The 25,593-nt window shown below is 67.9% G+C and carries 26 protein-coding genes; 13 read left to right on the top strand and 13 right to left on the bottom strand.

Annotated elements, in window-relative coordinates; translation table 11 throughout:
• Positions 1 to 1,007, bottom strand: a 1,007-nt coding sequence (locus WA944_RS23350) for an NTF2-like N-terminal transpeptidase domain-containing protein (RefSeq protein WP_526647403.1), incomplete at its 3' end; no start/stop codon positions are given.
• Between the two features lie 23 nt (positions 1,008 to 1,030).
• A complete protein-coding gene (locus WA944_RS23345) occupies positions 1,031 to 2,029 on the bottom strand; it encodes a 4-hydroxy-3-methylbut-2-enyl diphosphate reductase (RefSeq protein ID WP_370330138.1) in 999 nt (332 codons plus the stop codon).
• Between the two features lie 54 nt (positions 2,030 to 2,083).
• Here WA944_RS23345 and WA944_RS23340 point away from each other — a divergent pair, with 54 nt between their 5' ends.
• The 7 genes from WA944_RS23340 to WA944_RS23310 all read left to right on the top strand — a co-directional run bounded on the left by WA944_RS23340 (position 2,084) and on the right by WA944_RS23310 (position 8,955).
• A complete protein-coding gene (locus WA944_RS23340; RefSeq protein ID WP_526608667.1) occupies positions 2,084 to 2,680 on the top strand; it encodes a lipid droplet-associated protein in 597 nt (198 codons plus the stop codon).
• Positions 2,677 to 3,927 carry an exodeoxyribonuclease VII large subunit gene (gene xseA, locus WA944_RS23335; RefSeq protein WP_526608669.1) on the top strand — a complete coding sequence of 417 codons (1,251 nt, stop codon included), beginning with the start codon at positions 2,677 to 2,679 and terminating at the stop codon, positions 3,925 to 3,927. The genes WA944_RS23340 and xseA overlap by 4 nt, the downstream gene beginning before the upstream one ends.
• Positions 3,927 to 4,139: an exodeoxyribonuclease VII small subunit gene (locus tag WA944_RS23330; protein WP_163893992.1), complete on the top strand. Its 213-nt coding sequence runs from the start codon at positions 3,927 to 3,929 to the stop codon at positions 4,137 to 4,139. The genes xseA and WA944_RS23330 overlap by 1 nt, the downstream gene beginning before the upstream one ends.
• A gap of 63 nt (positions 4,140 to 4,202) precedes the next feature.
• Positions 4,203 to 5,342 (top strand): 3-beta-hydroxysteroid dehydrogenase, encoded by a 1,140-nt coding sequence (locus WA944_RS23325; protein WP_526608672.1) that lies wholly within the window; start codon positions 4,203 to 4,205, stop codon positions 5,340 to 5,342.
• 207 nt (positions 5,343 to 5,549) lie between these two features.
• Positions 5,550 to 7,094, top strand: a complete 1,545-nt coding sequence (locus WA944_RS23320) for an arylsulfatase (protein WP_526608693.1) — start codon at positions 5,550 to 5,552, stop codon at positions 7,092 to 7,094.
• A 1-nt stretch (position 7,095) separates the two neighbouring features.
• The gene (locus WA944_RS23315) at positions 7,096 to 7,995 is read left to right on the top strand and encodes an HAD family hydrolase (RefSeq protein WP_526371492.1); all 900 of its coding nucleotides are present in this window, start codon (positions 7,096 to 7,098) and stop codon (positions 7,993 to 7,995) included.
• 66 nt (positions 7,996 to 8,061) lie between these two features.
• A complete protein-coding gene (locus tag WA944_RS23310; RefSeq protein ID WP_526608694.1) occupies positions 8,062 to 8,955 on the top strand; it encodes a formylglycine-generating enzyme family protein in 894 nt (297 codons plus the stop codon).
• Positions 8,956 to 8,978: 23 nt separating this feature from the next.
• On the opposite strand, the gene WA944_RS23305 is transcribed toward WA944_RS23310, so the two are convergent.
• Entirely contained in the window at positions 8,979 to 9,443 is a 465-nt protein-coding gene (locus WA944_RS23305; RefSeq protein WP_526371490.1) for an SRPBCC family protein, read from the bottom strand.
• A 107-nt stretch (positions 9,444 to 9,550) separates the two neighbouring features.
• Here WA944_RS23305 and WA944_RS23300 point away from each other — a divergent pair, with 107 nt between their 5' ends.
• From WA944_RS23300 to WA944_RS23290, 3 genes are read left to right on the top strand one after another with little or no spacing between them, the layout of a single operon-like run.
• Positions 9,551 to 10,342: an SDR family NAD(P)-dependent oxidoreductase gene (locus WA944_RS23300; protein ID WP_526647402.1), complete on the top strand. Its 792-nt coding sequence runs from the start codon at positions 9,551 to 9,553 to the stop codon at positions 10,340 to 10,342.
• The gene (locus WA944_RS23295; RefSeq protein ID WP_526608677.1) at positions 10,339 to 11,178 is read left to right on the top strand and encodes an SDR family oxidoreductase; all 840 of its coding nucleotides are present in this window, start codon (positions 10,339 to 10,341) and stop codon (positions 11,176 to 11,178) included. Before WA944_RS23300 ends, WA944_RS23295 begins: the two co-directional genes overlap by 4 nt.
• A gap of 30 nt (positions 11,179 to 11,208) precedes the next feature.
• Positions 11,209 to 12,429 carry an AI-2E family transporter gene (locus WA944_RS23290; RefSeq protein WP_526608679.1) on the top strand — a complete coding sequence of 407 codons (1,221 nt, stop codon included), beginning with the start codon at positions 11,209 to 11,211 and terminating at the stop codon, positions 12,427 to 12,429.
• Here the strand turns inward: WA944_RS23290 and WA944_RS23285 are convergent.
• Both WA944_RS23285 and WA944_RS23280 read right to left on the bottom strand, forming a co-directional pair.
• Positions 12,410 to 13,231 carry a dienelactone hydrolase family protein gene (locus WA944_RS23285; RefSeq protein WP_526372521.1) on the bottom strand — a complete coding sequence of 274 codons (822 nt, stop codon included), beginning with the start codon at positions 13,229 to 13,231 and terminating at the stop codon, positions 12,410 to 12,412. The genes WA944_RS23290 and WA944_RS23285 overlap by 20 nt on opposite strands.
• 9 nt (positions 13,232 to 13,240) lie before the next feature.
• Positions 13,241 to 13,978: a DUF4245 family protein gene (locus tag WA944_RS23280; protein ID WP_526372520.1), complete on the bottom strand. Its 738-nt coding sequence runs from the start codon at positions 13,976 to 13,978 to the stop codon at positions 13,241 to 13,243.
• A gap of 54 nt (positions 13,979 to 14,032) precedes the next feature.
• On the opposite strand from WA944_RS23280, the gene glpX reads away from it, so the two are divergent.
• Positions 14,033 to 15,061 (top strand): class II fructose-bisphosphatase, encoded by a 1,029-nt coding sequence (gene glpX / locus WA944_RS23275; protein WP_526608681.1) that lies wholly within the window; start codon positions 14,033 to 14,035, stop codon positions 15,059 to 15,061.
• Between the two features lie 23 nt (positions 15,062 to 15,084).
• Positions 15,085 to 16,512: a class II fumarate hydratase gene (locus tag WA944_RS23270; RefSeq protein ID WP_526608683.1), complete on the top strand. Its 1,428-nt coding sequence runs from the start codon at positions 15,085 to 15,087 to the stop codon at positions 16,510 to 16,512.
• Positions 16,513 to 16,525: 13 nt separating this feature from the next.
• Here the strand turns inward: WA944_RS23270 and WA944_RS23265 are convergent, their stop codons facing one another.
• The 5 genes from WA944_RS23265 to WA944_RS23245 all read right to left on the bottom strand — a co-directional run bounded on the left by WA944_RS23265 (position 16,526) and on the right by WA944_RS23245 (position 22,434).
• Positions 16,526 to 17,194 (bottom strand): polysaccharide deacetylase family protein, encoded by a 669-nt coding sequence (locus tag WA944_RS23265; protein ID WP_526375096.1) that lies wholly within the window; start codon positions 17,192 to 17,194, stop codon positions 16,526 to 16,528.
• Between the two features lie 49 nt (positions 17,195 to 17,243).
• Positions 17,244 to 18,557: an RNA 5'-3' helicase PhoH2 gene (gene phoH2 / locus WA944_RS23260; RefSeq protein WP_370330156.1), complete on the bottom strand. Its 1,314-nt coding sequence runs from the start codon at positions 18,555 to 18,557 to the stop codon at positions 17,244 to 17,246.
• Between the two features lie 203 nt (positions 18,558 to 18,760).
• Positions 18,761 to 19,588 carry an acyl-ACP desaturase gene (locus WA944_RS23255; RefSeq protein WP_526608685.1) on the bottom strand — a complete coding sequence of 276 codons (828 nt, stop codon included), beginning with the start codon at positions 19,586 to 19,588 and terminating at the stop codon, positions 18,761 to 18,763.
• A gap of 62 nt (positions 19,589 to 19,650) precedes the next feature.
• Positions 19,651 to 21,129, bottom strand: coding sequence for a glycine hydroxymethyltransferase (locus tag WA944_RS23250; RefSeq protein WP_526647401.1), 1,479 nt, complete (start codon positions 21,127 to 21,129; stop codon positions 19,651 to 19,653).
• Between the two features lie 96 nt (positions 21,130 to 21,225).
• Positions 21,226 to 22,434, bottom strand: a complete 1,209-nt coding sequence (locus tag WA944_RS23245) for a DUF885 domain-containing protein (RefSeq protein WP_526608689.1) — start codon at positions 22,432 to 22,434, stop codon at positions 21,226 to 21,228.
• Between the two features lie 31 nt (positions 22,435 to 22,465).
• Here WA944_RS23245 and coaA point away from each other — a divergent pair, with 31 nt between their 5' ends.
• A complete protein-coding gene (coaA, locus tag WA944_RS23240; RefSeq protein WP_526375529.1) occupies positions 22,466 to 23,404 on the top strand; it encodes a type I pantothenate kinase in 939 nt (312 codons plus the stop codon).
• Here the strand turns inward: coaA and WA944_RS23235 are convergent, their stop codons facing one another.
• From WA944_RS23235 to WA944_RS23225, 3 genes are all read right to left on the bottom strand, one after another.
• Positions 23,405 to 23,815, bottom strand: coding sequence for a hypothetical protein (locus tag WA944_RS23235; protein ID WP_526375531.1), 411 nt, complete (start codon positions 23,813 to 23,815; stop codon positions 23,405 to 23,407).
• A 118-nt stretch (positions 23,816 to 23,933) separates the two neighbouring features.
• The gene (locus WA944_RS23230; protein WP_526375533.1) at positions 23,934 to 24,374 is read right to left on the bottom strand and encodes a hypothetical protein; all 441 of its coding nucleotides are present in this window, start codon (positions 24,372 to 24,374) and stop codon (positions 23,934 to 23,936) included.
• Between the two features lie 143 nt (positions 24,375 to 24,517).
• On the bottom strand, positions 24,518 to 25,593 hold a 1,076-nt coding region (locus tag WA944_RS23225), incomplete at its 5' end, for a hypothetical protein (protein ID WP_526647400.1).

Below are 25,593 nucleotides of genomic sequence, written 5' to 3'. Positions count from 1 at the left end.
TTCTGCGCCACCGCCAGCAGATCGCCCGTCGACGGCTGGATCGCCACGATCGCCGCCGGGGTGGTCAACGGAGCCAGCGCGTCCTCGGCGGCGCGCTGCAAGCCGATGTCCAGCGTGCTGGCGATGTCGCCCACGGGGCCGGCGTCCTGCCCGCCCACCCGCTCGGGGCCGGCCGCGGTCTGCGCGGTGACCGCCCAACCGGCCGCCGCGTCGGTGCGCTGTTGCCACAGTTCCGAGAGCCCGGACAGCGTGGGTGAGGCCAGCGCGCGGTCGGTGGTCAGCAGCCTGGTCTGCGGCCGCAGCGTCACGTTCGGCAGTGCCGACAGCTGCGCCTCGATCGGGGCCAGGTCGTCCTGGCGCAGGGTGATGACCGTGACCGGCTTGCCCGCGGCCGCCTCGAGGTCCGGGGCCACCGATTGCGGGGTGATTGCCGGAGCGATCGGACTGACCAGTGCCGCAATGGCATTCACGTCAGCACCCGGCGCGGCGTCGACCAGGGTGACGACGTGCTGGGTGAGCAGTTCCGCGCCGGTGCGGTCCAGCACCCGGGCCGCGGGTTGCGGGATCAACGTGCTGTAGGACAGCGGTCCCTCGTCGAGCCCGGGAGCGACGGTCGCCGCGTCCCACCGGATGGTCCAGTCGTCGCCGTCGGCCGTCACGTCGCCGTCGGTGGTGTAGGACCATTCGTTGCGCCCTTCCGGCCCGAACTTCCAGGTGGCATCGAGGGTGAACGACGCCGCACCGTCCTGCTCCTCGATCCCGCCGACCGCGACGTCGACGTCGGTGCCCAGGCTGGCGAAGAGGGCGCCGAGGGTGCCGGTGGCGGCGGGCTCGTCGGTGGTCAGTGCCGCGGCCGCGGCGGCGTCACCGCGGCTCAACGCGTCGGCGAAGGACCGCACGGTGGTGTCCAGGCGGTCTTCGGAGGCGCTGCAGCCGGCGAGCACGAGCAGGATCGCGAGAGACAGCGCGATCGGCAGACGCGCGAAGAGCCGGGACCGTGGTGTCACGTCCGCCGAAAATACCCGCTCGTTCAGCGGGCGGGGCGGATCTCCCGGGGCAACGCGAACACCAGGGTCTCGTTGGCCGTGGTGACAGGCTGAACCGTGCCGAAGCCGTACTCGGCGAGCCTGTCCAGCACACCCCGCACCAGCACTTCGGGCACCGAAGCACCGGAGGTGACGCCGACGGTGGTGACACCCTCGAGCCACTCGGGGTTGATGTCCTCGGCGTAGTCGACCAGATGCGCGGCGTCGGATCCGGCGCCCAGCGCCACCTCGACGAGCCGCACCGAGTTGGAGGAATTGCGAGAGCCGACGACGATCACCAGCTCGCACTCCGGCGCCATCGCCTTGACCGCGACCTGGCGGTTCTGGGTGGCGTAGCAGATGTCGTCGCTCGGCGGATCCTGCAGCGTCGGGAACTTCTCCCGCAGCCGGCGCACGGTCTCCATCGTCTCGTCGACGCTCAGCGTGGTCTGGGACAGCCAGATGACTTTGTCCGGGTCACGCACGACGACCTTGTCCACTGCATCCGGGTTGTCGACGACCTGAACATGGTCGGGGGCCTCACCTGCGGTGCCGACGACCTCCTCGTGGCCTTCGTGGCCGACGAGCAGGATGTCGTAGTCGTCGCGGGCGAACCGCTTGGCCTCGTTGTGCACCTTGGTCACCAACGGGCATGTCGCGTCGATGGTCTGCAGATTGCGTTCGGCGGCCTCGACGTGCACGGTCGGCGCGACGCCGTGGGCGGAGAACACCACGATCGCGCCCTCGGGGACCTCGTCGGTCTGCTCGACGAAGACCGCCCCGGCCTTGGCCAGCGTGTCCACGACGTAGCGGTTGTGCACGATCTCGTGGCGCACATATACGGGGGCGCCGTGCTTTTCCAGGGCGCGCTCCACGGTCTCGACCGCCCGGTCGACTCCGGCGCAGTATCCGCGGGGTTCGGCCAGCAACACCCGCTTGCCGGAAACCTCGCCGACTACTGAGCGCGCCGCGCCCGGAATCCCCATGTTGATAGTGGTCGGCATGACTCCAAGGGTACTTACCCGCCGCCCTGACTGCCCAGCCGTAGGCTAAGGGCCATGGCAACTGCACCGTATGGGGTCCGTCTGCTGGTCGGTGCGGCGGTGACCGCCCTCGAGGAAACCCGCAGGCTCCCCCAGACCATCCTGATGTATCCGATGACCGTGGCGAGTCAGCTCGCCCAGCTGGTGATGAAGATGCAGCAGGATGTCGCCGACCTGGTCAACAAGGGTGACGAGACGCTCGACAACCTGTTCCCGCCCAAGGACGAGCAACCGGAGTGGGCGACGTTCGACGAGGACCCGACGGGCGGCGACACCGGCGCCGCGCCCGACGACGCCGACGTGCTGGATCTGCCCGTCCGCGACGGTGAGCGGCTGACCGAGGGCCGCTTCGCGCTGTTCAGCGGTGAGCCGGAGACACCCAGGGCCACCCCCGCCCGGGAGACCACATCCGGCGCGGCGTCCGCCACTGTGCCCGAGGTCGTCGCCGAGCTCGACTACGAGTCGCTGACCCTGGCCCAGCTGCGGGCCCGGCTGACGACACTGCGGGTGCCCGATCTCGAGGCGCTGCTCGCCTACGAGGAGTCGACGAAGGCCCGCGCCCCGTTCCAGACACTGCTGGCCAACAGGATCACCCGCGCGTCGGCCAAGTGAGCACCGCGCCGGGGCAGTCGGCCGACAACCCTTTCCCCGTTCGCGGTGTCGCGATCCGGGTGGCCGGGTGGATCGACAAGCTCGGTGCCGTCTGGGTGGAGGGCCAGATCGCCCAGCTGACCCTGCGACCCAACTCCAACACCGCCTTCATCACTCTGCGGGACCCGGCGGCCGATATGTCGCTGTCGCTGACCTGCCCGCGTGACCTGGTCACCAATGCGCCGGTGAAGATGACCGACGGTACCCAGGTGGTGGTGTTCGGCAAGCCCAACTTCTACACCGGCCGGGGCACCTTCTCGCTGCGCGTCAGCGAGATCAGGGCCGTCGGCGTCGGTGAGTTGCTGGCCCGCATCGAGCGGTTGCGTCGGCTGCTCGACGCCGAAGGGCTGTTCGATCCCCGTCTCAAACGGCCGGTGCCGTTCCTGCCCGGCACCATCGGCCTGATCACCGGCCGGGCGTCGGCGGCGGAGCACGACATCGTCGCGGTGGCGACCGGCCGCTGGCCGGCGGTGCGCTTCGCGGTGCGCAACACCGTCGTGCAGGGACCGAACGCGGTGCCGCAGATCGTCGAAGCGCTGCGCGCACTCGATGCGGAACCGCACGTCGACGTCATCGTGCTCGCCCGGGGCGGGGGCAGCGTCGAGGATCTGCTGCCGTTCTCCGACGAGACCCTGTGCCGGGAGATCGCCCGATGCACCACAGCCGTTGTCAGCGCGATCGGCCACGAGCCCGACAACCCGCTGTGTGATCTGGTCGCCGACCTGCGCGCGGCCACCCCGACCGACGCCGCGAAGCGGATCGTGCCCGACACCGCAGCCGAGCAGGCGTTGGTGGCCGATATGCGTCGGCGCAGCGCACGCGCGCTGCGCAACTGGGTCAACCGTGAGCAGCACACCCTGTCGCAGTTGCGCAGCCGACCGGTGCTGGCCCGCCCGCTCGAGGCGGTGAACGCGCGAGCCGAGGAGGTGGACCGGGCGCGGGCAGCGGCACGCCGCGACATCACCCGCCTGCTGACCGCCGAATCGGATCGGGTCGGGCACCTCTCGGCGCGGTTGTCGACGCTGGGGCCGGCGGCCACGCTGGCCCGCGGCTACGCGGTGGTACAGACGTTGCCGGCCTCCGGAGCGCCGCAGGTGTTGCATTCGGTTGCGGACGCGCCGGCAGGCACCCGGCTGCGGATACGCGTCGCCGACGGGTCTGTGACGGCGACCAGCGAGGGCGAACACGACAATCATGGAGACGGTTGATGAAGCCTATTAGTGAACTCGGGTACGAAGAGGCACGGGACGAGCTGATCGAGGTCGTGCAGCGTCTGGAGCACGGTGGTCTAGACCTTGATACGTCGCTGAAACTCTGGGAAAGAGGCGAGCAACTCGCCAAATGCTGTGACGAGCATTTAGCTGGTGCGCGCAAGCGGGTAGAAGATGCGTTGGCCGCCGGCGACGACGGCGATGGTTGAGTTCGCAAGCATCCGAGCCGTCCACTTTTCCAAAATGGAACACGTTTCAGTTATTCTCCCCCCATGGGTGATGCAACGCTGACCGTCGAACTCGGCCGGGTCCTTGTCACCGGCGGCTCCGGGTTCGTGGGCGCCAACCTGGTGACCGAACTTCTCGAGCGCGGCCACGAGGTTCGGTCCTTCGACCGGGTCGCCTCGCCGCTGCCCGCACACCCGAAGCTCGAAGTTTTCGAAGGTGACATCACCGACGTCGACGACGTCGCTGCCGTCGTCGACGGTGTCGACGGTGTCGACGGTGTCGACGGTGTCGACACGATCATCCACACCGCGGCGATCATCGACCTGATGGGTGGCGGGTCGGTCACCGAGGAGTACCGCCGGCGCAGCTTCGCCGTCAACGTCACCGGCACCGAGAACCTGGTGCGTGCCGCCCGGAAGGCCGGCGTCAAGCGGTTCGTCTACACCGCCTCCAACAGCGTCGTGATGGGCGGTCAGCGCATCTCCGGCGGAGACGAGACCCTGCCCTACACCGAGCGTTTCAACGACCTCTACACCGAGACCAAGGTGGCCGCGGAGAAGTTCGTGCTCGCCGCCAATGGGGTCGACGGATTGTTGACGTGCTCGATCCGTCCCAGCGGCATCTGGGGCCGGGGCGACCAGACGATGTTCCGCAAGGTGTTCGAGAGCGTGCTGGCCGGACACGTCAAGGTGCTGGTCGGCGGCAAGGACGTCAAGCTCGACAACTCCTATGTGCACAACCTGGTGCACGGTTTCATCCTTGCCGCACAACACCTGGTGCCCGGCGGGACCGCCCCGGGCCAGGCGTACTTCATCAACGACGGCGAACCGATCAACATGTTCGAGTTCTCCCGACCGGTGATCGAGGCGTGCGGCCAGCCGTGGCCGAAGATCCGGGTGCCGGGCCGGCTGGTGTGGTTCGTGATGAGAGTTTGGCAATCGCTGCACTTCCGCTTCGGGCTGCCCAAGCCACTGCTGGAACCCCTTGCGGTGGAACGGATCTACCTCGACAACTACTTCTCGATCGCCAAGGCGCAGCGCGACCTCGGCTACCAACCGCTCTACACCACAGAGCAGGCGCTGGAGCACTGCCTGCCCTACTACGTCGAACTGTTCGACCGGATGAAGGCCGACGCGGACGCCCCCGTCGTGAACGCGGCCGCGCCCATACTGCCCAAGGGCTGAGGCGCCACAGCCGACGGCTCTCAGCCTTTTCGGGTGCGGCGACGGCAAACAGTCGAGCTCAAAGCGGTTGCCACCGAGCAATGTTCATTTCTCGGACACTGCATGAACTTCTCGTCGAACTGCCACGAAAGCCTTCAACCGGGACGCCCTACTCGCTTATGGTCGACATGCGGGCGCATGCCGACAAACAAGAAGCGAGGGACCACCATGCCGGACGGCAAGCCGAACATCCTGGTGATCTGGGGTGATGACATCGGAATGTCGAACCTCAGCTGCTACAGCGACGGCCTGATGGGCTATCGCACACCGAACATCGACCGCATCGCGGCCGAAGGCATGCGCTTCACCGACTCCTACGGCGAACAAAGCTGCACGGCCGGGCGGTCGTCGTTCATCACCGGGCAGAGCGTGTACCGCACCGGCCTGTCCAAAGTCGGCATGCCCGGCGTCGACGTCGGCATGTCCCCCGAGGACCCGACGATCGCCACTCTGCTCAAGCCCCTGGGCTACGCCACCGGCCAGTTCGGCAAGAACCACCTCGGCGACCTGAACAAGTACCTGCCCACCGCGCACGGGTTCGACGAGTTCTTCGGCAACCTGTACCACCTCAACGCCGAGGAGGAGCCCGAGCACCCGGACTATCCGACCGACGAGGAGATGCCCCGGCTGCGCAAGGCGATGCTGCCGCGCGGCGTGATCCACTCCTGGGCCACCGAAGAGGCCTCCGACGAGGTCGACGAGAGGTTCGGCCCGGCGGGCAAGCAGCGCATCGAGGACACCGGCCCGCTGACAAAGAAGCGGATGGAGACCATCGACGACGAGACCACCGCCGCTGCGATCGACTTCATCAAGCGTCAGAAGGATTCGGACACACCGTTTTTCGTGTGGATGAACACCACCCACATGCACTTCCGGACACACACCAAACCGGAGAGCCTCGGCCAGGCCGGCAGGTGGCAGTCGCCGTACCACGACACGATGGTCGACCACGACCGCCACGTCGGCCTGCTGCTGGACACCCTCGATGAACTCGGCTTGACCGAGGACACCATCGTCGTGTACTCGACCGACAACGGACCACACGCCAACACCTGGCCCGACGGCGCCACCACGCCGTTCCGCAACGAGAAGAACAGCAACTGGGAGGGCGCGTTCCGGGTGCCGGAGATGGTGCGCTGGCCCGGCAGGATCCCGGCGGGCGTGGTCTCCAACGAGATCATCCAGCACCACGATTGGCTGCCCACGCTCGTCGCGGCCGCCGGCGAGCCGACCGTGGTGGACAAGCTCAAGCAGGGACACACCATCGGCGATCAGACCTACCGCGTGCACATCGACGGCTACGACCTGCTGCCCTATCTGACCGGGGAAGTCGACAAGAGCCCACGACGGGGCCTGATCTACTTCTCCGACGACTGCGACGTGCTCGGCATCCGGATCGAGAACTGGAAGATCGTGTTCATGGAGCAGCGGTGCGAGGGCACGCTACGGATCTGGTTCGAGCCGTTCACCGCGTTGCGTGCGCCCAAGATCTTCAATCTGCGCACCGACCCGTACGAGCACGCCGACATCACGTCGAACACCTACTGGGACTGGTTCCTCGATCACGACTACATCGCGTTCATGGCCAACGCAGTGGTGCTGCAGTTCCTGGACACCTTCAAGGAGTTCCCACCCCGCCGTGAGCCGGCGTCGTTCACGATCACCAACGCGGTGGACAAGCTCAACGACTTCCTCCAGACGATGGGCGGCTGACTTGGGAGTCCTCGATTCCTGGAACGACGGAACCACGAAGGCGGCGATCATCGACTTCGTGGGGCGCGTCGTCAACGATGTCCCGCCGGAAGAGCGAGTGGCGGTGTTCGACAACGACGGCACGCTGTGGTGCGAGAAGCCAGCCTACATCCAGTTGGATTTCCTGGTCCGCCGGTTGGCCGAGCAGGCCGCCGCCGATGCGTCCCTGGCGGAGAACCAGCCGTATGCTGCCGCGGCCGCCGGTGATCTGGCGTGGTTCGGAGACGCCGTCACCAAGCACTACAACGGTGACGACTCCGCGCTGAAAATTCTTGCGGGCGGCATCCTCTCGGCCTATCAGGGGCTGACCGTGGACGAGCACGCGCAACGGGTGAGGGAGTTCTTCGCCGAGGCCACCCACCCCACCCTGAGCCGCCCGTACACCGAATGCGGGTACGCCCCGATGGTCGAGCTACTCCGGTACCTGGAGGCCCACGGTTTCACCAACTACATCGCCTCGGGCGGCGGCCGAGACTTCATGCGGCCCGTCACCACTGCGATGTACGGCGTGCCACCCGAGCGGGTCATCGGCAGTTCGGTGGGCCTGGACTTCGCCGACGGTCAGCTGCGGACCACCGCCACTCCGGAGTTCCTCGACGACGGGCCGGTCAAGCCGGTGCGCATCTGGGGCCGGGTCGGACGTCGGCCGATCTTCGCCGCCGGCAACTCCAACGGTGACATCGAGATGCTGCAGTTCACCCAGGCCGGCCCCGGCCCGACGCTGTGCGTGCTCGTCCGCCACGACGACGGTGACCGCGAATTCGACTACGTCTCTGGCGCGGAGAAAGCCCTCGAACTGGCGGAGTCCGGCGGTTGGTCGGTAGCGAGCATTCGCAACGAGTGGGCGACCGTCTTTGACTGACCACCCGATCGAGACTGCACCCAGGGCGATGATCACTCGCAGTTGCTCGCCGTCACCGCAGTTTCGGTGCATGGTGGTGGGGTGACCGACGGGTTCGCCTGGATACCTCAGCAGACGGCAGTGCTGGGAGCGGACAACGGGTATCCAGAGGAAGGCCCGGCTCACGAAGTCAGTGTCGAGGCGTTCTGGATTCAGCGGTACCAGGTCACCAACGCCGAATACGGCGAGTTCGTCTCGGCGACAGACTACGTGACGGTCGCCGAGCGTCCGCTTGACCCCGGAAGCTATCCAGGTGCGCCACCGGAGAACCTGCAGCCGGGCTCGATGGTGTTCCGGCGCACCGCCGGACCGGTCGACCTGCGCCATCTCGAGCTGTGGTGGGCCTGGACGACGGGCGCATGCTGGAGACACCCTCGCGGCCCCCGCTCATCCACCCGCGGCCGGGAGAACCACCCGGTGGTGCACATCGCGTTCGAGGATGCCGAAGCCTTCGCGCAGTGGGCCGGCTGCGAACTGCCCACCGAGGCCGAATGGGAGATCGCCGCCCGAGGGGGCCTCCCCCACACCGTCTACACCTGGGGTGACGAGCCGGAGCCCCGCGGACAGCGGCTGGCCAACTACTGGCACGGCGAATTCCCCTACCTGCCGGACACCGGCTACGGACAGAGCACGCCGGTGGGCTCGTTCCCACCCAACGGCTACGGCCTCTACGACATGGCCGGCAACGTCTGGGAATGGACCACCGACTGGTACGGCGACACCCGCGACGACCAGCCCTGCTGTGCCGCGGACACCTACGACCCCAGTCAGCCGCAGTTCGCCGTCCCGCGACGGGTGATCAAGGGCGGATCCTTCCTGTGCGCCGACAGCTACTGCATACGCTACCGGCCGTCGGCGCGCCGCCCGCAGCAGATCGATACCGGTATGAGCCACATCGGGTTTCGCTGCGTCAAGCGGTAACCGAAGCTGACTCAGCCGGCTTCTCAGCCGATTTCGATGGCCTTCTTGATCGCTTTTAGCGTGGCGGGGATACCGCTTCTTGCCGCTTCGGCACGCGCGTTGATCTCGGCGTCGGCCGCATCCCCGAAGCGCTCGCGGAACCCGGCGAGGCCCGCGGGCAGGAACTCCCAGGACTCGGTCAGGCGGGTGCCGTCGTTCTCCGGGGCGAACTCATAACCCCAGTAGACCCAGCCGTTGTTGACCTCCCACGCGAACTTGCGTCCGGGGTCGGCGGCCACCACCTGACTGCGCGTCTCCCAGGTCCGTTCGGGTGTCTGGTTGCGGCCGGTGAACCACGAACCCACCGACGGCCCCGCCCCCTCGTCCCACCAGCAGGACCGGCAGACGGGGCTCCACTCACCCATCCGCGTCACATCCGACACCAGCTCGTACAGCTTCTCCGGCGGTGCCGCCACGAACACCGACTCCGACATCTTCAGCTCAGTCACCGCCCCGAGTCTGCCATTGCCCGGTCGGCCGGCGCTATTGTGCTTTCGATCTCCGGGTGTGAAGTTAGTTAGAACACGTTCCATTCCGTCGTCGAAGGGCCCACTGGATGACCGACAGTATCGAGGAGATCACCGGGGAGGCCAGGCAGGCCGTCGTGATCGGCGGGGCGTCCGGGATCGGATGGGCGACCGCCCGAGCCCTGGCGGCTGAAGGCTGCCGGATCACCATCGCGGACCTCAACGAGGCCGGGGCGCGTTCACGTGCCGAGGAACTGGGTGCACCGCACACCGCGGCCGCCGTCGACGTCACCGACGAGGACTCGGTTCAGCGCCTCTTCGACGACGCCGGTCCGCTCGACATCGCGGTCAACTGCGCCGGATTCAGCAACGTCGGTCTGATCACCGACATGCCCGTCGCCGACTTCCGCGCGGTGATCGACGTGTGCCTCAACGGCTCGATGATCGTCATGAAGCACGCCGGCAGGCACCTGCGCGACGGCGGTTCACTGGTGTCGATCACCTCGCTCAACGGCCGCCAGCCGGCGGCCGGGATGAGCGCCTACTGTGCCGCCAAGGCGGGACTGTCCATGCTGACCCAAGTGGCCGCGCTCGAGATGGGCCCGCGGGGCATCCGGGTCAACGCCGTCGCACCCGGCTTCGTGCACACCCCGCTGACCGCGGCGGCCGCCTCGGTACCCGGTGTGATCGAGGACTATGTCGACAACACCGCCCTCGGCCGCGCGGGCACCCCTGAGGACATCGCCAACGCCGTTGTGTACCTGTGCTCTCCGGGGTCGTCGTGGCTCACCGGTCAGGTCCTCGACATCAACGGTGGCGCGCACCTCAAGCGCTACCCGGACGTGATGGGACACGTCATGAGATTGGTCGAACAGTCATGAGCGCAGCGGGCAGACACGCGATCGTCACCGGCGCGGGGTCCGGTATCGGCGCCGCACTGTGCCGTGCCCTGGATCTGGAAGGTGCGCACGTGCTCTGTACCGACGTCGACGCCGAGGCCGCCGACAAGACCGCGTCATCGCTCAGCGCGCGCGCCCGCGCGGCGCGTCTGGACGTCACCGATGCCGGCGCGGTGCAGGCCACCGTCGACGACGTTGTCGCCCGCACCGGGCGACTCGACCTGATGTTCAACAACGCAGGCATCGTGTGGGGCGGAGACACCGAACTGCTCACCCTCGACCAGTGGAACGCCATCATCGACGTCAACGTGCGCGGTGTGGTGCACGGAATCGCCGCCGCCTACCCGCAGATGCTCAAGCAGGGCCACGGCCACATCGTCAACACCGCGTCGATGGCCGGCCTCACCGCAGCCGGACAGGTCACCAGCTACGTGGCTACCAAGCACGCCGTCGTCGGGATGTCCATGGCGCTGCGCTCAGAGGCGGTACCGCGGGGCGTCGGGGTACTCGTGGTCTGCCCGGCGGCGGTCGAGACCCCCATCCTGGACAAGGGGGCGGTCGGCGGTTTCGTCGGCCGGGACTACTTCCTGCAATCCCAGGGCGGCAAGCCCTACGACGCGTACCGGCTGGCCCGCGACACCCTGCGCGCCATTGATCGAAACAAGGCGATCCTGGTCAAACCGCCTGTCGCGCACGCGCAGTGGCTGTTCGCGCGGGCAGCGCCGACACTGATGAACCGGATGGCCATGCGGTTCGTCTCCGGCCAGCGGACCCGGCAGACGAAAGGATCGCCGTCCCGCGCGGTCGACGCGGGTTAGGGTTGCGATCGGCGGTCACGGGAGGGGCGCATGACAGAGGATTTCAGCGTCAGCCAGAAGCGCGCGCTGGCCGTGTTCACCGTCCTCGCACTCGCTTTCGCCGCCTACTTCCTGCGCGGGTACGTCCTGCTGATCGCCGTGGCGGCCGTGCTGGCCTATCTGTTCAACCCGCTCTACCGGCGCCTGCTCGAGAAGACGAACGTCGGCCTTTCGGCCACCGTGACACTGCTGGCCGCGATAGCGACTGTGGCCGTGCCCCTGACCGGGGTCGCTTTCCTCGCCTTCCTGCAGATCAGCCAGATGGTGACCAGCGTCAGCCAGTGGGCGGCGCAGACCGATTTCACCGCGTTGGCCCAGCGACTGCTCGGCTCGGCCAACCGGGCGCTGGACCGCATCCCGTTCATCGACGTCACGCTGACCCAGGACTCGGTCCGGGACGCAGCCGCCAAGCTCGGGCAGAGCGGAGGGCAGGTCGCGTTGGGAGTGCTGCGTGACTCGGTGGGCAGCATCGCCACCGTCGTGACGGCGATGATCATCTTCCTGTACGTCTTCATCGCGCTGCTGACCCGAGGCGACAGGGTCCTGGACCTGTTCCGCGATCTCAATCCTCTGGGGGAACGGGTTTCCAACATCTATCTGGCCAAGGTGGGAGCTATGGTGTCGGCGACGGTCAAGGGCCAGCTGATCATCGCCGTCTGCCAGGGTGTCGCCGGTGCCGTGTCCATCTACATCGCCGGCATCCACGACGGCTTCTTCATGTTCGTCATCTTCCTGACCGCGCTGTCGTTCATCCCGCTGGGCAGTGGCATCGTCACGATCCCGCTCGGTATCGGCATGGCGATCTTCGGCAACATCGCCGGCGGGATCTTCGTGGTCGTGTTCCACGTCGTCGTGACCACCAGCATCGACAACGTCCTGCGCCCTTTCCTGGTGCCCAAGAGCGCGCACCTGCACCCGGCACTGATGTTGTTGGCGGCGTTCGCGGGCCTGAAGATGTTCGGGTTCTGGGGGATCGTGCTCGGCCCGGTGCTGATGATCGTCGTCGTGACGACGATCAGCGTGTATCTGGCCGTCTACAAGGGCGAACCGTTGGAGTCGCTCACCGGCACCCGCGCCGATCCGGCCGACGACGAGGCCGAACGGGACGCTCCGTGGTGGCGTCGGCTGCTGCCCGGGAAAGGCACGAAGCGGCCCGACCCGGAACCGGAGGAGGAGCCCGAGCCGGCGGCTGCTAACCCAGCGCAGACTTGAGGAACTCGACGACTCTCTTGCGTGCCTCATAGGCGGGGTGGCCGTCGACCTCGCGGACCTCGAGGGTGAGCACCGAGTGGGCCATCTTCCCGAAGCCGTGTTCGTTGCCCGGCTTGGAGTTGATCTCGATGACCTCGAACGCGTCGCCGAGGCGGGCCTTGAGCGTCTTGAACCGCGCCGCCGGTGACAGCGGGTCCTCGCTGAAGCGCAGCCCCAGGGCACACAACCCGTCTTCGGCAGCCCGGCGTTCGACGATCTGCAGCTCCGCTTCCGACAGACCCGGGTCGGCTTTCTGCTTGGCGGTCAGCCCGATCGGCAGTGACGGCTGGCTCAGCACCGGGGCCAGGACGCTTTCGTCCACCGCCGCGGCCAGCGCGAAACCGCCGCTCCAGCATTCGCCGATGACACCGACCCCCTTGCCCGGGGTGCGCTCGTTGAGGTCGCGGGCCAGGGCCCGCAGGTAGTGGGCGATCGGCCGGTCCGCGTTGGTCGCGAAAGCCGCGAACTCCTTGGCCACACACCCGCGGATCATCACCGGCACCGCACCGGGCCGGACACCCGGCGCCCCCGGCGTGCCGTACAACGACGGCGCCGCGACGGTGAACCCGTTGTCCACCAGGTGATTGCCCAGGGCGAGCACTCCGGGGTGCAGGCCGGGCATCTCTGGAATCAGCACCACGCCCGGGCCTTCGCCCTTGCGATACACGTCGTAGGTGAATCCGGCGGCCGAGAACGGTTCGGCGGCCCATCCGGTGAGATCGGCCTCCGGAGCCGCGCCGCTGTCGGGACTGGGTGATGTCATCGCGAGCTCCTAGGAGACGGGCAGCGGCGACTGGGACTGCGTCGCCGCAGCCAGCGTACGGTACTCGTCCGTACCCGCGGCCCCGGTCAGCGCGATCTGGGCAGGCCCCGTCGGGCCGCGCAGCTGCGCGGTCCACACCGGTTCGGCCGGTCTCCCGTCGCGCTCGCCGCCCTGGTAGACGACCCAGGTCACACCGTTCACCTCTTCGGTGCCGGTGGGTACCAGGTCGGGCTCGAACGACGCGATCAGCTTGTCCTCGTCGGCGTTGCTCTGGGTCAGGCTCAGATACATGCCGCTGGGCGCCAGGTAGCCGACGGTGGAGCTGACGGCGCGCACCGGCTGACCGGTCACCGGGTCGGTGCGCCCACCCTCGATTCCCTTACGGCTGCCGGAGTTCGGCCGCCATCCCTCCGGGAGGTCGGGCACCCTGATCGGAATCTGGAGCGCGTCGGCGTCGGCCTGCAGCGCGGCCGGGGCGTCGTAGTCGGGAACCGGACCCGCTCCCGGGCCGGCCGGCGCGAACGAGCACATTCCCAGCACCCCGGCGAGCAACACACAGACCAGCACCAGGGGCGCCATCGACCAGAACATGTCGCGGCCGTCTTGGAGCAGCCGGGACTTCGCCGGGCGTGGACCCGGAACCGCGTAGCCGGCCGCAGCTGCTGCAGAGCCGTCGTGGCCTGCGTCTTCGGGCTCGATACCCGGATGACCGGAGACCCGTTGGCCCGGTTCGGGCGGCATCGTCATGTCTGCCAGTATCCCTGTTCCCGACCGTGCATTCGCTAATGGGACAATCTGCCCATGAGCGCCGCACGTCGTGAAGCCCCAGACCGAAATCTCGCCCTCGAACTCGTGCGGGTGACGGAGGCGGGCGCGATGGCCGCAGGCCGCTGGGTCGGCCGGGGGGACAAGGAAGGCGGGGACGGCGCGGCCGTCGACGCGATGCGCCAGCTCGTCAACTCGGTGTCGATGCGTGGTGTCGTGGTGATCGGCGAGGGCGAGAAGGACAACGCCCCGATGCTCTACAACGGTGAAGAGGTCGGCAACGGCGACGGCCCCGACTGCGACTTCGCCGTCGATCCGGTCGACGGGACCACCCTGATGAGCAAGGGCATGCCCAATGCCATCTCGGTGCTCGCCGTCGCCGAGCGCGGCGCGATGTTCGACCCGTCGGCGGTGTTCTACATGAACAAGATCGCCGTGGGGCCCGAGGCCGTCGACGTCATCGACATCACCGCCCCGATCGGGGAGAACATCCGCCGCGTCGCCCAGGCCAAGAACCTGACCGTCGCCGACCTGACGGTGTGCGTGCTCGACCGGCCCCGGCACGCTCAGTTGATGGCTGACGTCAGGGAGGCGGGCGCGCGTATCCGGCTGATCTCCGACGGTGACGTCGCCGGTGCCATCGCCGCCTGCCGCCCCGGATCGGGCACCGACCTGTTGGCCGGCATCGGCGGCACACCGGAAGGCATCATCACGGCGGCGGCGATCCGCTGCATGGGCGGGGCGATCCAGGCGCAGCTCGCCCCCACCGACGACGCCGAACGTCAGAAGGCCCTCGACCGCGGCCACGACCTGGACAAGGTGTTGTTCACCGAGGATTTGGTCTCGGGCGAGAACGTGTTCTTCTCCGCAACCGGGGTCACCGACGGTGACCTGCTCAAGGGTGTGCAGTACTACGGCGGTGGGTGCACCACGCAGTCGATCGTGATGCGCTCGAAGTCCGGGACCGTCAGAATGATCGAGGCCTATCACCGCCTGTCCAAGCTCAACGAATACTCCTCGGTCGACTTCACCGGCGACAAGTCCGCCGCGTACCCGTTGCCGTAATAACCGACATCAGAAGGGCATACATGAGCACCGACGCCGCTGTTCAGCAGGAAGACGGCGAATTCCGGATCGAGCACGACACCATGGGCGAGGTCCGGGTGCCGATCGATGCGTTGTGGCGCGCGCAGACCCAGCGGGCCGTGGAGAACTTCCCGATCTCCGGCCGCGGCCTCGAGCGCACCCAGATCCGCGCGCTCGGCCTGCTCAAGGGCGCCTGCGCCCAAGTGAACAAGGACCTCGCGCTGCTGGCCCCGGAGAAGGCCGATGCGATCATCGCCGCCGCCGCCGAGATCGCCGAGGGCCGCCATGACGACCAGTTCCCCATCGACGTGTTCCAGACCGGCTCGGGCACCAGCTCGAACATGAACACCAACGAGGTGATCGCGTCGATCTGTGGGAACAACGGTGTCACCGTGCACCCGAACGACGACGTGAACATGTCGCAAAGCTCCAACGACACGTTCCCGACCGCCACCCACATCGCCGCCACCGAAGCCGCTGTCCGCCATCTGATTCCGGGCCTCGAGGTGCTGCACGAATCGTTGACGGCCAAGGCCGGCCAGTGGCACAAGGTGGTCAAGTCCGGCCGCACCCACCTGATGGACGCGGTGCCGGTGACCCTCGGCCAGGAGTTCGGCGGATACGCACGCCAGATCGAGGCGGGCATCGAAAGAGTCAAGGCGACGCTGCCCCGACTGGGCGAGCTCGCCATCGGCGGTACCGCGGTGGGCACCGGCCTCAACGCCCCCGACGGTTTCGGCACCAGGGTCGTCGAGGTGCTCGTCGACCAGACCGGGATCGCCGAACTTCGCACGGCCGTCGACCCGTTCGAGGCCCAGGCGGCCCGTGACGGGCTGGTGGAGGCGTCCGGCGCGTTGAAGACGATCGCCGTGTCCCTGACCAAGATCGCCAACGACATCCGCTGGATGGGCTCCGGACCGCTGACCGGGCTGGGCGAGCTGCAGTTGCCCGACCTGCAGCCGGGCAGCTCGATCATGCCCGGCAAGGTCAACCCCGTCATCCCCGAGGCGGTGACGCAGGTCGCGGCACAGGTCATCGGCAACGACGCGGCCATCACCTGGGGTGGCGGCAACGGCGCGTTCGAGCTGAACGTCTACATCCCGATGATGGCGCGCAACATGCTGGAGTCGTTCACGCTGCTGGCGAACGTGTCGAAGTTGTTCGCCGCCAGGTGCATCGACGGCCTGGTGGCCAACGAGGAGCGGCTGCGCGAGCTCGCCGAGTCGTCGCCGTCGATCGTGACACCGCTGAACTCCGCGATCGGTTACGAGGAGGCGGCCAAGGTCGCCAAGGAGGCCCTCAAGGAGCGCAAGACGATCCGGCAGACGGTCATCGACCGCGGCCTGATCGGCGACAAGCTTTCGGAGGAAGAACTCGACAAGCGGCTGGATGTGCTGGCCATGGCCAAGATCCACGACGACAAACGCTGAAACCCCTGCGAGATCAGCTGCCGTAGAAGCTGCCGGGGGCCCGCGGCCCGAGCAGCTGGGTGACCGTCACCAGGTGGTAGCCATCGGCCTCCAGCACAGGGATGATCTGTTCGGTCAGATCCACCGTTGATGACAAGGTGTCGTGCAGCAGCACCACCGCGCCGGGTCTGATCTGGCTCATCAACGCGTCCCGGGTCGCGGCGGTGTCGGGGTCGTGGACCCAGTCGAACGGGTTGACGTCCCAGTTGACGGCGGCCAGGCCTTGGCGACCGGCTTCAGCCAGGACCGTGTCGTCGACCCATCCCCCGCCGGTGCGGACCAGACTCGGCCGACGGCCCGTGGCGGCCTCGATGGCGTCGGTGGCCCTGCTGAACTGTGCCGGGATCTCGTGCGGCGGGATCGCCGTCATGTCGGGGTGCTGCCAGGTGTGATTGCCGATCTCCATGCCGGCGTCGGCGATCCGGCGGGCGGCGGCGGGCTCGGCCGCCACCTTGTCACCGATCAGAAAGAACGTCGCCTCCGCATTGTTGGCACTCAGGATCTGCAGCAAGCGGTCGGTGTGCGGGCCGGGCCCGTCGTCGAAGGTCAGCGCCACACACTTGACCCTCGAGCAGTCCACCGTCTCGGCAACGGCCTCACCGACACGCCAGATCAACCCGGCCACCACCGACAGGACCACCAAAACGGCACCGGCGCAGCGCTTCAGCACGTCGGCAGCCTACCGACCGCACTCAGGGTAGAGCGCCGGGGCTGATCTCCTCGAGCATCTCGGTGACCAACGCCGCGATGGGCGAGCGCTCGCTGCGCAGCAGGGTGATGTGCGCGAACAGGGGATGTCCCTTGAGCTTCTCGATCACCGCGGCGACGCCGTCGTGGCGGCCGACCCGCAGGTTGTCCCGCTGGGCGACGTCGTGGGTCAGCACCACCCGCGAGCCGGTCCCCAGCCGCGACAGCACGGTGAGCAGCACGTTGCGCTCCAGCGACTGCGCCTCGTCGACGATCACGAACGAGTCGTGCAGCGAGCGACCCCGGATGTGCGTCAGCGGCAGCACCTCGAGCATGCCGCGGGCGAGCACCTCCTCGAGCACAGCAGGACTGGCGAGACCTTCGAGGGTGTCGAAGACCGCCTGTGCCCATGGCCCCATCTTCTCGCTCTCGCTGCCGGGCAGGTAGCCGAGATCCTGGCCACCGACCGCGTACAACGGCCGGAAGACCACGACCTTGCGCTGGGTGCGGCGCTCCAGCACCGCCTCCAGTCCTGCGCACAGCGCCAGCGCGGACTTCCCGGTGCCCGCCTTGCCGCCCAGAGACACGATGCCGACGGACTCGTCGAGCAGCAGATCCAGTGCCACGCGCTGTTCGGCTGACCTTCCCCGGAGGCCGAACACTTCGCGATCACCACGGACCAGCTGCACCCGCTTGTCGGCGTTGACCCGGCCGAGGGCGTGGGAGTTGCTGCCCAACAACCGGATTCCGGTGTGGCAGGGCAGGTCACGGGCGGCCTCGAGGTCGATGTCCCCGTCGGCGAACAGCCCGTCGACCTCTTCACTGGACACCTCGAGCTCCGCCATCCCGGTCCAGCCGGAGGTGACGACGTCCTGAGCGTGGTACTCATCGGCGGCCAACCCGACCGCACCCGCTTTCACACGCAGCGGAATGTCCTTGGTCACCAACGTGACTCGCTTGCCTTCGGCGGCGAGGTTGGCAGCACACGTCAGGATCCGCGAATCGTTGCTCTCGGTCCGGAAGCCGGCGGGCAGCACCGACGGATCGCTGTGGTTGAGCTCGATGTGCAGGGTGCCGCCGTGGTCGCCGACGGGAATCGGCTGGTCCAGGCGACCGTGTTCGAGCCGGAGATCATCGAACATCCGCAGTGCCTGTCGAGCGAACCAGCCGAGCTCATGATGATGCCGCTTGGCTTCCAGTTCGCTGATGACCACCAGCGGAACAACCACTTCGTGTTCGGCGAACCGTGAGCACGCCCAGGGATCGGACAGCAGCACGGAGGTGTCGAGCACGTAGGTACGGACGAACGATTCAGTCACGTAGCGCTCCTCGAGCCCGTGCGGCCCCACACGAACACTCTCGGTGGACACACAGCGGTCTCCAGGACCGGGGCCGGTCCTTTGTCATCGAGATGATCGGGACCGCCCGGATAGCAGAGCATGTTGCTAGCCATCGAAACCGACGCTACTCCGGCTGCCGCTTTTGCGCCGTGCAGGCGCGCCGTACTCGAAAGGCGTGCGGGTTACGAGCTGGTGAACTGCGGCAGGCGCGGCTCGTCGGCCAGTCCCCACGCGGTGATCCGGTCAGAGATCACCTTGCGCAGCTGTGCCTCGTCGAAGATGCCGGCCTGGGCGACGTTGGCCACCTTGTCGCGGTAGGCGACGATGTCACCGCCGACGACGCCGAGCTCGCCGGCACGCTTGGCGATGGCCTCGACGGTCTCGTCGCGGGAGTAGGTCAGGCAGTGGCTGATCAGGTTGGCGAAGAACTCCTCGTGGCGCTCCTCGTCCTGGACGATGCGCCCCACCATCGCGGCCAGCGTCGGCTCCTCGGTCTGAGCCTGCAGGTTGCGGCAGAACACGGCGTGAGCGCGCTCGAAGAACGCCATGAAGGCCAGCGTCTCGAGCTGGGTGTAGGTGTTGGCCCGGTAGCCCTGCATCACGTGTTCGACTCGGACGTCCTCGTTGGCGGCGGGGTCGACCTCACGGGTGACCACCAGGTAGTTGCGCAGCGCGATGGCGTGCAGGTGCTCCTCGGCGGTCCAACGACCGATCCAGCGACCCCACTTGGCCTCGAGGATGAAGTGCTCGACGAGCTCGCGGTGGTAACCGGCGAGGTTGTCCTTGGTGATCAGCAGGATCTCCAGCGCATCGGTGATGTGCTTGGGCAGCGTCACCGACGACGGATCCCAGTCCTTGCCGCCCAGGAACGCGTAGTTCTCGCCCTGGTCGAAGGGCACGTAGTCGTGGGCGTACCACAGGTCCTCGGAGTCCAGATGACGTCGCAGCTCCTGCATGACGACCGGCTCCAGCTCGGCGGTCAGCGCATTAGGGACAGGTCTCTGTGCCATGAAAGTAACTGTAACCCGAATTCACATGTTCCTCGAAATCGGGTCGCCGAGGTGTCGCCGAGCTACAGCGTCAGCCCCGGATACAGCGGATTGGCGGCCAGGAGTTCGGCGGACGCGGCGTGTACCCGCTCGGCGGTGCCGTCGGCCAGGGTGTACTTGGCCTTGGAAGTTCCTGTTGGACCACCTTGTGTCGGCTCGGTGTTGTCGAGCACCTCGACCACCAGCTCGGCGACCCGGTCGAAGTCGTCGGCGCCAAAGCCGCGGGTGGTCAGGGCGGGGGTGCCGAACCGGATGCCGCTGGTGTACCAGGCGCCGTTCGGATCGGCGGGGATCGCGTTGCGGTTGGTGACGATCCCGGAGTCCAGCAGCGCCGATTCGGCCTGGCGACCGGTGAGGCCGAACGACGTCACGTCCAGCAGCACGATGTGATTGTCGGTGCCGCCGGTGACCAGGCGGGCTCCGCGCTTCAGGAAACCCTCGGCCAAGGCCTTGGCGTTGTCCGCGATGTTCTGCGCGTAGTCGCGGAAGGCCGGTTGGCGCGCCTCGGCGAACGCCACGGCCTTGGCGGCCATCACGTGCGCCAGCGGGCCACCGAGCACCATCGGACAGCCCTTGTCGACCGCGGGGGCGAACTCGTCGGTGGCCAGGATCAGCCCGCCACGCGGACCGCGAAGCGATTTGTGGGTGGTGGTGGTCGTGACGTGCGCGTGCGGCACCGGGTCCTCGTCCCCGGTGAACACCTTGCCGGCCACCAGCCCGGCGAAGTGCGCCATGTCGACCATCAGGGTGGCACCCACCTCGTCGGCGATCTCGCGCATCTTCGCGAAGTTCACCCGGCGCGGATACGCGGAGTAGCCGGCGACGAGCACCAGCGGCTTGAACTCCCGGGCGGCGGCGGCGACGGCGTCGTAATCCAGCAGCCCGGTCTCCGGATCGGTGCCGTACTGGCGCTGGTGGAACATCTTGCCGGAGATGTTGGGCCGGAACCCGTGCGTGAGGTGCCCCCCGGCGTCCAGCGACATTCCCAACAGCCGCTGGTTGCCGAGCTTGCCCCGCAGCGTCTCCCAGTCGGCCTCGGACAGGTCGTTGATGTGCTTGGCGCCGAACTCGGCCAGCCCCGGGGTCTCGACTCGCGTGGCCAGGATCGCCCAGTAGGCGACCAGGTTGGCGTCGATGCCGGAGTGCGGCTGGGCGTAGGCGTATGGGGCGCCGAACAGCTCGCGGGCGTGCTCGGCGGCCAGCGCCTCGACCGTGTCGACGTTCTGGCAGGCCGCGTAGAACCGGTGCCCGATGGTGCCCTCGGCGTACTTGTCGGAGAACCAGGTGCCCATGGTCAACAGCACCGCGGGCGAGGCGTAGTTCTCGCTGGCGATCAGCTTGAGTGAATCCCGTTGATCGGCAAGCTCTTTGCGGGTGGCATCAGCGATTCGCGGCTCGACGCTCTCGATCACCCGGAGTGCGGCGCGGTAGGCCTCCCCCGCGGTCTCGGCGTATTCGGCACCCGGAGCGACGGCCGAGGCGGTCACGGACTCTGCAGTCATGGTTGCGAGCCTAGTCGGCCGACACCACACCGACTTCTGCACCATGGTCGTTCCGGCCGCCCGGACACGACCCTGCCGCAGAAATCGAGGTCGCCGTCACCCGGTCCGCAACGACGACGGGATCAGGGGCTCGTCGAGCAGCGTGCCGAACCGCTCGGTCAGGCTGATCCCGTCGGGGCGCGCGTCCAGCCAACCCCGGAGCAGGCGATAGCCCTCGACGTAGGTGCTGGTGTAGGCCCGCCACAGCGGCGAGGACAGGAACCGCAGCATCTGCCGGGCACGTTCGTCGTCGACCAGCAGCCACTGCTTGAGGAACGCGACGACATCGTCCACGTCGCGATGTTCGTCGTGCAGCATCAGCGCGGCATCCTGACGGACGTCGGCCAACGCGGCCGTCGCCTCCGAGATCAACTCCGAGCGTTCGCCGTCGAAGCGCAGCCCCAGGTCGGCGTAGATCTCGGACGCCCACGCCCCCCAGGTGGGTCCGACCGCGGCGTACAGCGCAAGATCGGCCAGCCCCTCGGCCATCAGGCACTGCGGGGTGTTGACCAGGAAGATCGTCTGCTCGGCCTGCCCCTTGCCCTCGACCAGGCCTGCTTCTTTGCGGCAGTGCTCGGTGTGATGGCCGGGATAGGCCTCGTGTGCCACCAGCCGGGGCAGGTTCGACATCTGCTGCTTGAGGTCGGCGTTGACGGCGACCGTCGACCGGTAGTCGCCGAGGTAGTAGTTGAAGCCCGACCACGGCTTGTCGGTGACGACCTCGTAGTTGATCGTCTCCTGGGCGGCCAGCGGGAACGTCGCGCGGACGCGGTCGCGCAGCGCGCTGGAGAACGCGTGGATGCACTCCTCGAGGCGGGCAGGCGGGATCTCCTCGGTGGCGCGGTAGGTCTGCATCCGCTCGGTGAGGGTGCCGGTACCCCCGAGCGCGTCGTCGAGCTTGGCGTGCGCCTGCCGGTAACGCTCCGGGTCGCCCTTGCTGATCCGGACGTCGAAGTAGGCCTCGACCTCGTCGACGAAGCCGACATGCTCCCCGGCGAACTTGCGTCCGGCGCAGGCCAGCGCCCGCAGGTGGGCGCCCACGAACGCGGCACGCGCGTCGTCGAGCCCGGCCGGTAGCTCGGCGAGCAGTCGCTCGGCCTGGCGGGCAAGGTCGGCGGGGTCGGGTTGCGGCTCCGCGTCGATGGCCCGTTTGAGTGCGGGGTCGCCGGTGAACGCGTCGACGTAGCCTTCCTCGACTCTGTCGAAGCGCAGTCCGAGCGTCAGGTACTCGCGGATCAGGGTGCTTGAATCCCGACCTAGGTCCATGCCTTCATAACCTAACTGCAAGACTGGGCCCATGGCGCGGCTGAGCGAACCCAGCCCCTATGTGGAGTTCGACCGGAGTCAATGGCGGGCACTTCGTATGTCGACGCCGCTGAAGCTGACCGAGGACGAGCTGGTCAGGCTGCGGGGACTCGGCGAGAAGATCGACCTGCTCGAAGTCGAAGAGGTCTATCTGCCGCTGGCCCGGCTGATCCACTTGCAGGTCGCCGCCCGGCAGGCGCTGTTCGCGACCACCGCCGACTTCCTCGGTGAGCCCCAACAGAACCCGGACCGGCCGGTGCCGTTCATCATCGGGGTGGCCGGCAGCGTAGCCGTGGGCAAGTCGACCACCGCCCGCGTGCTGCAGGCGCTGCTCGCCCGGTGGGAGCACCACCCGCGGGTCGACCTGGTCACCACCGACGGCTTCCTGTACCCGAACGCCGAGCTGAACCGGCGGAACCTGATGCACCGTAAGGGCTTTCCCGAGAGCTACGACCGCCGGGCGCTGATGCGGTTCGTCACGGCGGTGAAGTCCGGCTCCGACACGGTGTGCGCCCCGGTGTACTCACATCTGCTGTACGACATCGTGCGCGGTGAGAAGCAGATCATCGAGCACCCCGACATCCTGATCCTCGAGGGTCTCAACGTGCTGCAGACCGGTCCCGCGCTGATGGTGTCGGACCTGTTCGACTTCTCGGTGTACGTCGACGCACGTATCGAGGACATCGAGCAGTGGTACGTCTCGCGGTTCCTGTCGATGCGGGCCGGGGCGTTCGCCGACCCGGCCTCGCACTTCCACCACTACTCCACGCTGAGCGACGAGCAGGCCGTCTACGCCGCCCGCGACATCTGGCACTCGATCAACAGGCCCAACCTGATCAACAACATTCTGCCGACCAGGCCGCGGGCCACGTTGGTGTTGCGCAAGGACGCCGACCATTCGATCAACCGGTTGCGGCTGCGCAAGCTCTGACTACCCCTTGATCCGGCGCACGCCCTGATATTGCAGCTCGGCCATCACCAGTGTGTACACGCCGGTGCCCAGGACCAGCACCACACCGGTGGTGGTCAGCGGCCACACCCCGGCGAGCACCACGACCACGGTGGCGACGCTGAACAGCAGGTTCCCGATGGCCAGCACCAAGCCGGAGGTGCGGATGGCCGGCCGCGCCGCCAGCATCAGCACCACCAGCCCGAAGACGACGAAGAACCCGCCTGTCGCGTAGTCGGTGGCAGGGGTGGTGCCGGAGATGTCGGCGACTTGACGGGCGAAGATCAGCAGGGCGATGCCGGTCAGCCCGCTGAGGACGCCGTCGGCGCGCATCGCGAAGCGCAACAGCGAGTCGGTCGACTCGTTCAGTCGGGAGGAGAGCGTGGTGGTCATGGTGCTTCCTTTCTCAATTACGGGGCTACTACGGAATTACTCGGACGACCGGTGCCGGAGTCGGCGCCGCTACCTCTGCCCGCCACCTTCTGCGAGCACGGCCCCGACTCCGGACCAGTCATGCGGGGGTCACGCACGCCAGGCGGCGCACCCCGAGGTACTGCAGGACGGCGAAGCCGAGCGTGACGACGGTGAACGCCACCGTCGCGGCCACGCCGAACGTCGTCAGCGGCAGCCATCCGGCCAGCAGCACGACCGCGGTCGCGACGGCGAACACGATGTTGCCGACGAGGACGCCGACGCCCACGAGGCGGACGTCGCTGACCCGGGCGCACAGGTAGAGCAGTGCGCCGTAGCCGACCAATGTGGCGCCGACGGCCCATTCGGTGGTCGGTGACAACCCCGACAGCCGGGACAGGGGGTCGGCTGCCATCGCGATGAACAGCCCGACACCGGCGCACAGCGTGGCGTCGGCCCGCAGCGCGAAGCGAAGCAGTTGTGTCTGAGTACCGGTCGTGGCCACTGCCGGAGCGACGGTGCCGGTGGTGAAGGCGGTCATGTCACTTACGGTGCGCATGACGCACTGCCATCTCGACACCGGGCGCTGCCAGGCACTGCCAACCGCAGGTCAGCACCCCTCGCCGGAACGGTACTCCAGCGGGAAAAGTTCGAGTTCGCGCCTGCTGGAATACCGTTCCGGCGCTAGTGGATGGCGGCGAGGGTGCTGCGCAGATCGGTGGCGATCACCCGAGCCGCCGCGTTCTGCCAGTTGTGCAGGGAGCGTTGCGGCACGTCGGCCACCAGCCAGTGCCAGGCCTGGCGGGCGACGGGATCGAGTCCGGCGGCGGTCGCGTTCTGGGCGTAGGCACGTACCCCGGCGACGTACGGGAAGTACAGCGAGTTGTAGTGGCGCCACTGCTCGGTGGTGCCGAAGTCGGCGCCGTCGCGGGGCTTGAGTCCGGCGATCCGTTCGGCCAGCAGCGCCCGCAGTTCGTTGGCCCGCTCCAGCGGCTGGTCCGGGGCGCCGCGGGCGGCCAGTCGCTCGTCGATGGCCGGCAGTGCGGTCAGCGGGCTGGCGACCAGCTTCGACAGATCACCGTAGTGCCCGAGGGCGCGGCGGGTGACGCGGACGAACGTGTCCTCGTCCATGTCCTGCAGCGGGTTGGCCGACCGCAACGGCAGCGCCGACTCGGTGCTGCGCAGCGCGGCACGGTCCGCCCGTAGCGCGGGTGACCGGGAGAAAGCCAGCCGGTCGAGCAGTCCCGCAAACGGGTCGGCCAGCACGTTGATGGCGATCGCGACCGCCAAACTACTGAACAGCAGCACGGCCAGGGTGGTGGTCGGCCCCGTGACAGCCAGCCCGATCAGCAACTGACCGCCGAACAGCACCGCCACCACCACCGTGCCGACGAACGACCGCAGCATGTCGTCACGCAGCGCGTGACCTTCGTCGAACGCGTCGGAGATGGCCACCGCGACCCCGAGGAGCGCGACGTCGCACCCGATCGAGGCCAAGGCCAGCCAGCTGGGGAGGAGCCCGAGCGGGATCACCAGGATCGCGTTGCCGAGCACGAAGAACAACGTGGCCACCACGGCGAAGCCGACCACCGGCCCCGGCTGGGTGCGGCGCCGCACCGCGTGGATCATCGCGGCCAGCGACGGCACCGACACCGCGCCGAACATCACCCAGTGCCCCAGGCGCAGCGGACCGCCGACATCGCCGGCCATCGCCGCACCGGCGAAGGCGACCGCGGCCACGGCGGCCACCACCGCGGCGC

It is taken from the genome of Mycobacterium sp. (assembly GCF_049683355.1).
Lineage (GTDB): Bacteria > Actinomycetota > Actinomycetes > Mycobacteriales > Mycobacteriaceae > Mycobacterium.
This window is presented reverse-complemented; position numbering and strand designations above follow the sequence as displayed.